This window comes from Streptococcus sp. DD13 (genome assembly GCF_001578875.1).
Taxonomy (GTDB): Bacteria; Bacillota; Bacilli; order Lactobacillales; family Streptococcaceae; genus Streptococcus.
Genome location: NZ_KQ969506.1, coordinates 1,103,936 through 1,112,481, shown reverse-complemented (window position 1 = coordinate 1,112,481; position 8,546 = coordinate 1,103,936). Strand labels below are relative to the sequence as shown.

8 protein-coding genes are annotated in these 8,546 nt (G+C 45.4%); all 8 read left to right on the top strand.

Features of this window, described 5'->3' with window-relative positions; all coding sequences use genetic code 11:
• Positions 1-395: DUF711 family protein (locus tag STRDD13_RS05190; protein ID WP_156471277.1), on the top strand; the 395-nt coding region annotated here is incomplete at its 5' end.
• Between the two features lie 79 nt (positions 396-474).
• Positions 475-1,179: a histidine phosphatase family protein gene (locus STRDD13_RS05185; RefSeq protein ID WP_067102743.1), complete on the top strand. Its 705-nt coding sequence runs from the start codon at positions 475-477 to the stop codon at positions 1,177-1,179.
• 278 nt (positions 1,180-1,457) lie between these two features.
• On the top strand, positions 1,458-2,162 hold the full coding sequence (locus tag STRDD13_RS05180; protein ID WP_067102741.1) for a histidine phosphatase family protein: 705 nt from the start codon (positions 1,458-1,460) through the stop codon (positions 2,160-2,162).
• Positions 2,143-2,949 (top strand): M15 family metallopeptidase, encoded by an 807-nt coding sequence (locus tag STRDD13_RS05175; protein WP_067102739.1) that lies wholly within the window; start codon positions 2,143-2,145, stop codon positions 2,947-2,949. Before STRDD13_RS05180 ends, STRDD13_RS05175 begins: the two co-directional genes overlap by 20 nt.
• Before the next feature lie 227 nt (positions 2,950-3,176).
• The gene (gene hrcA, locus STRDD13_RS05170) at positions 3,177-4,217 is read left to right on the top strand and encodes a heat-inducible transcriptional repressor HrcA (protein ID WP_067102737.1); all 1,041 of its coding nucleotides are present in this window, start codon (positions 3,177-3,179) and stop codon (positions 4,215-4,217) included.
• 13 nt (positions 4,218-4,230) lie between these two features.
• A complete protein-coding gene (gene grpE / locus STRDD13_RS05165) occupies positions 4,231-4,761 on the top strand; it encodes a nucleotide exchange factor GrpE (protein WP_067102735.1) in 531 nt (176 codons plus the stop codon).
• 368 nt (positions 4,762-5,129) lie between these two features.
• The gene (gene dnaK, locus STRDD13_RS05160) at positions 5,130-6,953 is read left to right on the top strand and encodes a molecular chaperone DnaK (RefSeq protein WP_067102734.1); all 1,824 of its coding nucleotides are present in this window, start codon (positions 5,130-5,132) and stop codon (positions 6,951-6,953) included.
• A 350-nt stretch (positions 6,954-7,303) separates the two neighbouring features.
• A complete protein-coding gene (gene dnaJ, locus STRDD13_RS05155; RefSeq protein ID WP_067102732.1) occupies positions 7,304-8,440 on the top strand; it encodes a molecular chaperone DnaJ in 1,137 nt (378 codons plus the stop codon).
• Positions 8,441-8,546 lie beyond the last annotated feature (106 nt).

Sequence of the window (8,546 nt, the reverse complement as noted above, 5' to 3'; positions counted from 1 at the left end):
TGGCTTGTAACCAAGTCGGAGGCCTCTCTGGAGCCTTTATCCCGGTTTCGGAGGATGAGGGCATGATTGCAGCTGTTCAGTCTGGCGCCATCAATCTAGAAAAATTAGAGGCCATGACAGCCATCTGTTCAGTTGGATTGGATATGATTGCCATTCCGGCTGATACACCAGCTACTACTATCGCAGCAATGATTGCAGATGAAGCAGCGATTGGTGTGATCAATCAAAAGACGACGGCTGTCCGTATTATCCCTTATGGAGAAGTCGGGGACATGTTGGAGTTAGGAGGTCTTCTAGGCTATGCTCCTGTTATGAAAGTGAACAAGGCTTCATCGGCAGATTTTATTAATCGTGGAGGACAGATCCCAGCGCCGGTTCATTCGTTTAAGAACTAGGAGAAAAAGTGCTTGCTAAATGGCCCTGCACTTGGGAACAAGAGACCTTGCTACTAGAAGAAGCGACAGAGGAGGAAAAATGACTGAAACGAAACTATATATTGTTCGTCATGGAAAGACTATGTTTAATACGATTGGACGGGCACAAGGCTGGTCGGATTCACCCTTGACAGAACAAGGAGAACAAGGGATTCATGAGTTAGGTATAGGGCTAAGAGAAGCGGCAATCCCCTTTGTTCAAGCTTACTCGAGTGACTCGGGTCGAACGATCCAAACCATGACCATCTTGCTCGAAGAGCTGGGCTTGGCTGGGAAAATCCCCTACCATTTTGAAAAACGCATTCGTGAATGGGGATTTGGGAGTTTTGATGGAGCCTATGGAGGGGACTTGTTCCACGGGGTTATTCCGCGAGTATTAGATGTGGAAGACTACAAGACCCTGACGCTGGAGGAGTTTGCTGAAGGGATCTATGCAGTAGACACAGCTGGATGGGCAGAGCCTTGGTCTCAATTGAGCCAACGAATTTTGGCTGGCTTTACGGAGATAGCTCAGAATGTAGAAGCAAATGGAGGAGGCAATGCACTAGTCGTAAGTCATAGTTTGACGATTTGGACCATTGCCAGCTTGATTGATCCATCCATTGTCTTAAATCCATCTGTCAAAAATGCGAGTGTCACGGTAGTTCGCTATAAAGACCATCAGTTCCAACTAGAGACAGTAGGAGATACGAGTTACCAGGAGCGCGGTCACGAGATTCTCCGTGGGAATTCTTCCAGTCACTAAAGGAAACGCCAGAGATTGTACTGGGCCCCAGAAGTTAGATTTTTTCCGTCTGACTTTTGGGGTACAGTTCAAGATAAGGCGTTTTTTTCTTTTTCTTGTTTTTTGAAAGAAATGGTATAATAATGAGGAGAAATGACTCGTGTTAAGCAGATAGAGGTCGGGTCAAAACTAGCTAAGGTCGATAGAATAGGGTTGCTTGCTTAAAGTTGATGAAACGCACACGCAGTCTCCCCCAAAGGACACTAGAAATACAAAAAGAGTTTTAAAAGGAGAAGGATATGGCAAAAACACGCTTGTATATCGCGCGACATGGGAAAACAATGTTCAATACGATTGGTCGCGTTCAAGGTTGGTCGGACACGCCGTTGACACGGGCCGGTGAGGAAGGAATTCGTGAACTTGGTTTGGGGTTGAAAGAGGCTGGCGTGGAGTTTAAAAGGGCTGTTTCCAGTGATTTAGGCCGGACAGTCCAAACCATCACGATCGCTCAGAGAGAATTGGGCATTTTAGGAAAGATCCCCTATTACCAAGACAAGCGGATTCGTGAGTGGTGTTTTGGCTCTTATGAAGGAATGTACGACGAGGAGTTGTTCTCGGGAGTCTTGCCAAGGATTACTGGTGTCACAGACGATGAGACTTTTAATTTTGAACAAATTGCTGAAGGGGTTTACCAGGCGGATTCAGCTGGTTGGGCAGAGCCTTGGGATCAACTGAAAGAAAGAATTTTATCCGGTTTTACAGCCATTGCCCAAGAAGTAGATAAAGCTGGGGGAGGAAATGCTCTGGTGGTCAGCCATGGTATGACCATCGCGACGCTGGCTTGGCTCTTATCAGAGGGGCAGCGCATGGACCTTGAATTAGAAAATGGGTCGGTGACTCTGGTCTCCTATGAGAATGGTCGATTACAACTAGAAACGGTCGGAGATCTCTCCTACCGGATGAAGGGGAAGGAGAGATTAGAAAATGCCTCAAAGACGCTCTAGAAAGCGAAAAGTAGGTGCGGAAATCGCTTTGTTGTTTCTTCTCTTTTTGGGACTTTGTCTGTGTCTCCTCTTGCTGTCACGGCAGCCAGCGGGCTCTCATCGAGAAGAGGCTTCTCCTTCTTCTCTACCAGTCCTTCAGACGACTGTATTTTCAACGTCAACAAGCTCTAGTGCAGCAGGGAAGACCGCATCAGCGAGTCAGGACCTTCCTTCAGAGGCTAAAAGTAGCGATTGGAACCTCGTCTTGGTCAACCGAGACAATATCACCGAAGAGATGAACCCTAATTTGGCTACTATTGAAAATATCACCTTAGACAGTCGGATTGCTGATCAGGCGACGCAATTTATAGCAGCAGCGCGTGCGATCAATGCTCAAGAACATCCGATTTCAGGATACCGAAGCGTGGCGTACCAGACGACTCTTTACAATCAGTATGTTCAGCAAGAAATGACAACGAGAGGGATTACAGAGGAGGAAGCTAAAAAAGTCGTAGAAACCTACTCGCAGCCTCCAGGAGCCAGTGAGCATCAGACAGGTCTCGCGATGGATATGTCTACTGTGGATAGCTTGAACCAAAGCGATGCGACCGTCGTTTCGGCCGTCAAGAAGATCGCACCAGAGTATGGTTTTGTCTTGCGATTTGAAAAGTCCTATAGTGCATCGACTGGGATCGAGTATGAAGATTGGCACTGGCGCTATGTCGGAGTTGAAAATGCCAAATATATGACCGAGAAACAAATCTCCTTAGAAGAGTATGTCGCGCAATTAAAGGCGGCCGGTAAGTAAAAAGGGGTGTTTTTCAGACTTAGACTAGGCTGAACACCCTATAACTGACTTTTCTCTTCTTTTGCAGTATCCGTCTGAAGACGGATTTTTAGCACTCTATGTCACAGAGTGCTATTTTTTACGATTTTCCTCTTGACATTTAAAAAGGGAGGAGTATAATAAAACTATGAGTTAGCACTTAGGTGGTTAGAGTGCTAAAATTCGAATAAATAAGAAGGAGGCTCATCTTGATCACTGAGAGACAAAACGACATCCTTAATCTTATTGTTGAATTATTCACTCAAACTCAGGAACCTGTGGGTTCAAAAAGTCTTCAAGATGTGATTAAGTCTAGTAGTGCGACGATTCGAAATGACATGGCTGCGCTTGAAAGGCAGGGGCTTCTTGAAAAGGCTCATACTTCCAGTGGACGGATGCCTAGTCGGGCAGGCTACCAGTATTTTGCGCAACATTCGCTCGTACTGGACCGGATTTCCGAAAGTGAAGTTTATGAGACTGTCAAGAATTTCGATCGTGAGTTTTTTAAGCTAGAAGATATCTTTCAAGAGGCTGTAGATACCCTGGCCAATCTCAGTGGATATACCATCGTTGCCCTAGATGTGGAACCGAGTCATCAGCGCTTGACAGCATTTGATATTGTTGTCTTAGGTTCCCACACGGCTCTTGCGGTGTTTACGCTAGATGAGTCCAACACCATCACGAGTCAGTTTAGGATTCCAAAGAATTTTCTTCAAGAAGATTTGATACGCTTGAGGGATATGATTCAGGATCGCTTCTTGGGACAGACGGTTTTGGATATTCATTATAAGATTCGGACAGAAATTCCGCAGATTATCCAGCGTTATTTTACAACGACGGACAATGTCCTGGATTTGTTTGACCATATTTTTTCAGAGATGTTTGAAGAAAAAGTAGTGGTAGCTGGGAAGGTGAATCTTCTGAAATTCGCTCATTCCGAAGCTTATCACTTGGTCGATCAGCCTCGTAAAATTGCTCTAGAAATCCGGGAAAGCATTGCAGAAGACCAGATGCAGGCGGTTCGCGTGGCAGATAGTAAAGAACCCAGTCTATCAGATTTGACTCTGATTACAAGCAAGTTCTTAATCCCCTATCGTGGATTTGGGATGCTAACTGTGATTGGTCCGGTGAATTTGGATTATCAAAAGGTGGTGAGCCAACTCAATGTGGTCAATCGGGTTTTGACCATGAAACTCATTGATTTTTATCGCTATTTGAGTAGTAATCACTATGAAGTAAATGAAGCTTAAGAGGAGGTGCCGTGTGGCAAAAAAGAAAAAAGAAGACCAAGCAGAAGAGCTTGAGGTGAAAGAGGAAGTACAAGAAGGGATCGAAGCGGAAGCAACTCCTGAAAAGTCAGAATTAGAGCTTGCTAATGAGCGGGCAGATGAGTTTGAAAACAAATACCTTCGTGCTCACGCGGAGATGCAAAACATTCAACGTCGGGCCAATGAGGAGCGGCAAAACTTGCAAAAATACCGGAGCCAAGATTTGGCCAAAGCCATCTTACCATCACTGGACAACCTTGAACGGGCTCTTGCCGTTGAAGGCTTGACGGATGATGTCAAAAAAGGACTCGAAATGGTGCAGGAAAGCTTGGTTCACGCTTTGAAAGAAGAAGGCATCGAAGAAATCCCAGCAGAAGGAAACTTCGACCACAACTTCCACATGGCCATCCAAACAGTTCCAGCAGACGATGAGCACCCAGCTGATACCATCGCCCAAGTCTTCCAAAAAGGCTACAAACTCCATGAGCGCGTCCTACGCCCAGCTATGGTAGTTGTTTATAACTAGGCAATTCTGACGGTAGCTAAAGCAACTCGTCAGAAAACGGCAATCGCTATGGCGTTTGCCTAGCCTCCTTACTAACTCGTCGTCGAAATAATATCGATTTCGACTCCTCGTGTCGTAACATAAATACATTGAAAACTTGTCCGAAACGACACTAAACTATGAAAGAAAGATAATACGCAAGCCGGAGGCTTGTAAGGAAGATATTTCCCGCCGTGGTGAAAGTTTCAGTAGCTTGTGCTACTGAAACAGGGGATTTTTGAGACAATAGGCTCAAAAATAAGTGATGAAATCCCGGAGGGAGTTGCTCACGTCCCCACCACTTAAGGGAAATATCAAAAAAGAAGAAAAAACAACAAGGAGAAAAACACATGTCTAAAATTATCGGTATTGACTTAGGTACAACCAACTCAGCAGTAGCAGTTCTTGAAGGAACTGAAAGCAAAATCATCGCAAACCCAGAAGGTAACCGCACAACTCCATCTGTTGTGTCGTTTAAAAACGGTGAAATCATCGTTGGGGATGCTGCAAAACGTCAAGCAGTTACAAACCCAGATACAGTGATCTCTATCAAATCTAAGATGGGTACTTCTGAAAAAGTTTCTGCAAACGGTAAAGAATACACACCACAAGAAATTTCAGCTATGATTCTTCAATACTTGAAAGGTTATGCTGAAGATTACCTTGGTGAAAAAGTAACTAAAGCTGTGATCACCGTTCCTGCATACTTCAACGATGCGCAACGTCAAGCAACTAAAGACGCTGGTAAAATCGCTGGTCTTGAAGTAGAACGGATCGTCAACGAACCAACTGCCGCAGCTCTGGCTTACGGTTTGGATAAGACTGACAAGGAAGAAAAAATCTTGGTATTCGACCTTGGTGGTGGTACATTCGACGTCTCTATCCTTGAGTTGGGTGACGGTGTCTTCGATGTATTGTCAACTGCAGGGGATAACAAACTCGGTGGTGATGACTTTGACCAAAAAATCATCGACCACATGGTTGCAGAATTCAAGAAAGAAAATGGAATCGACTTGTCAACAGACAAGATGGCGGTTCAACGTTTGAAAGATGCTGCTGAAAAAGCGAAGAAAGACCTTTCTGGTGTGACCTCTACACAAATCAGCTTACCATTTATCACTGCTGGTGAAGCTGGACCGCTTCACTTGGAAATGACCTTGACTCGTGCAAAATTTGACGATTTGACTCGTGACCTGGTAGAACGTACGAAAACTCCAGTTCGTCAAGCATTGTCAGATGCAGGTCTTAGCTTGTCAGACATCGATGAAGTGATCTTGGTTGGTGGATCCACTCGTATCCCTGCCGTTGTAGAAGCTGTGAAAGCTGAAACTGGTAAAGAACCAAACAAATCAGTGAACCCTGACGAAGTAGTGGCTATGGGTGCTGCGATTCAAGGTGGTGTCATCACTGGTGATGTGAAAGACGTGGTTCTTCTTGACGTAACACCATTGTCACTTGGTATCGAAACAATGGGTGGAGTCTTCACAAAACTCATCGACCGCAACACAACTATTCCAACTTCTAAATCACAAGTCTTCTCAACTGCGGCAGACAACCAACCAGCTGTTGATATCCACGTTCTTCAAGGGGAACGCCCAATGGCAGCAGATAACAAGACTCTTGGACGTTTCCAATTGACTGATATCCCAGCTGCACCTCGTGGTATCCCACAAATCGAAGTAACCTTTGATATCGACAAAAACGGTATCGTATCTGTTAAAGCGAAAGATCTTGGAACTCAAAAAGAACAAACCATTGTCATCCAATCTAACTCAGGTTTGACTGACGAAGAAATCGACCGCATGATGAAAGATGCAGAAGCAAACGCTGAAGCAGATAAGAAACGTAAGGAAGAAGTAGATTTGCGTAACGAAGTAGACCAAGCGATCTTTGCGACTGAAAAGACCATCAAGGAAACAGAAGGCAAAGGCTTTGACGCAGAACGCGACGCTGCCCAAGCTGCCCTAGATGACCTTAAGAAAGCCCAAGAAGACAACAACTTGGACGAAATGAAAGCAAAACTTGAAGCTTTGAATGAAAAAGCCCAAGGACTTGCTGTGAAACTCTACGAACAAGCTGCAGCAGCCCAACAAGCCCAAGCAGGAGATCAAGGCGCACAAGCAAGCGGAAACGCAGGCGATGACGTTGTGGATGGAGAGTTTACGGAGAAGTAAAACAATCCAGTGGATTGTTTTAGCGGAACCTCCTGAAATAAAGAAAGGTTCCGAGATTTGAGGATTCCTTTAATCCGAAACTCAATTCAGCCTAACTAGTAAATGATAAAAAAGAAATCCAGAGGTTGCAACCCAGCCTCTGTTTTTGGATAGTATGCGATAGCAATGCGGTCGAAGACCGCTCATCTGATAATTTTCGCCGTGGTGAGAGTAAGAGTAGTCCTGCTACTCTTACGAGGGGATTTTTGAAACCCGTGGGTTCAAAAATAAGTAATGGAACTCTGCAAGAGGTCGCTTGCGTCCCCACCACCTAAGAAAATTATCAAAAAAATAACAAAAGGTATTTACATATGAACAATACAGAATACTACGATCGTCTGGGGGTATCCAAGGATGCTTCTGCGGACGAGATCAAAAAAGCTTATCGGAAGCTTTCAAAAAAATACCATCCAGATATCAACAAGGAACCGGGGGCAGAGGATAAGTACAAGGAAGTTCAAGAAGCCTATGAAACCTTGAGTGACGACCAAAAACGGGCTGCCTATGACCAATATGGGGCTGCTGGAGCTAATGGTGGTTTTGGCGGTGGAGCTGGTGGCTTCGGTGGCTTTGACGGTGCTGGCTTTGGTGGCTTTGAAGACATCTTTTCTAGTTTCTTTGGTGGCGGTGGAGCGGCACAGAACCCTAATGCGCCACGCCAAGGGGATGACCTCCAATACCGTGTCAACCTTAGTTTCGAAGAAGGAATCTTTGGGACAGAGAAGGAAGTAAGCTACCAACGTGAGGCAGAATGCCATACGTGTCATGGGTCGGGAGCAAAACCTGGGACGAGCCCCGTTACCTGTAGTAAGTGTCATGGCTCAGGAGCTATCAATGTGGATACGCGAACTCCTCTGGGCATGATGCGTCGTCAGGTCACCTGTGATGTCTGTCATGGACGGGGTCAAGTCATTCAAGAGCCTTGTGCAACCTGTCATGGTAGTGGACATGAAAAGAAAGCCCACACCGTTACCGTCAAGATTCCTGCTGGGGTCGAGACTGGTCAGCAGATCCGCCTAGCTGGACAAGGAGAAGCAGGCTACAATGGGGGTCCTTATGGCGATCTTTACGTTCGAATTGCTGTTCAGGCTTCGGATAAGTTTGAGCGTGAGGGGACCACGATCCATTACCGCTTGGATCTGAATTTTGTCCAAGCAGCTTTAGGAGATGTCGTGCATGTCCCTACTGTTCATGGAGATGTTGATTTGACAATTCCTGAAGGCACACAGACAGGGAAGAAATTCCGTTTGCGTGGAAAAGGGGCACCGAGCCTTCGTGGAGGAGCTATGGGGGACCAATACGTGACTGTAAACGTGTTTACTCCGACTGGTTTAAATGACAAACAGCGCGCGGCCTTAAAAGACTTTGCAGAGGCAGGAAATATCAACGTCACTCCTAAAAAGAAGGGCTTCTTTGACAAGGTAAAAGATGCTTTTGAGGGAGAATAAGCGAAGAAACGGCGAATGGCCGTTTTTTTTGTTTTGTCAAGATAGTCTTTAAGTGACAAATCAGTAGCCAAATAATAGTAAAACTAGTTGACAGTCGGGGGGGGTA

Excerpts from the sequence above, each read along its gene's own strand:
- STRDD13_RS05175 (WP_067102739.1), top strand. The coding sequence starts at position 2,143 with ATGCCTCAAAGACGCTCTAGAAAGCGAAAAGTAGGTGCGGAAATCGCT.
- STRDD13_RS05180 (WP_067102741.1), top strand. The coding sequence starts at position 1,458 with ATGGCAAAAACACGCTTGTATATCGCGCGACATGGGAAAACAATGTTC.
- dnaK (WP_067102734.1), top strand. The coding sequence starts at position 5,130 with ATGTCTAAAATTATCGGTATTGACTTAGGTACAACCAACTCAGCAGTA.
- dnaJ (WP_067102732.1), top strand. The coding sequence starts at position 7,304 with ATGAACAATACAGAATACTACGATCGTCTGGGGGTATCCAAGGATGCT.
- STRDD13_RS05185 (WP_067102743.1), top strand. The coding sequence starts at position 475 with ATGACTGAAACGAAACTATATATTGTTCGTCATGGAAAGACTATGTTT.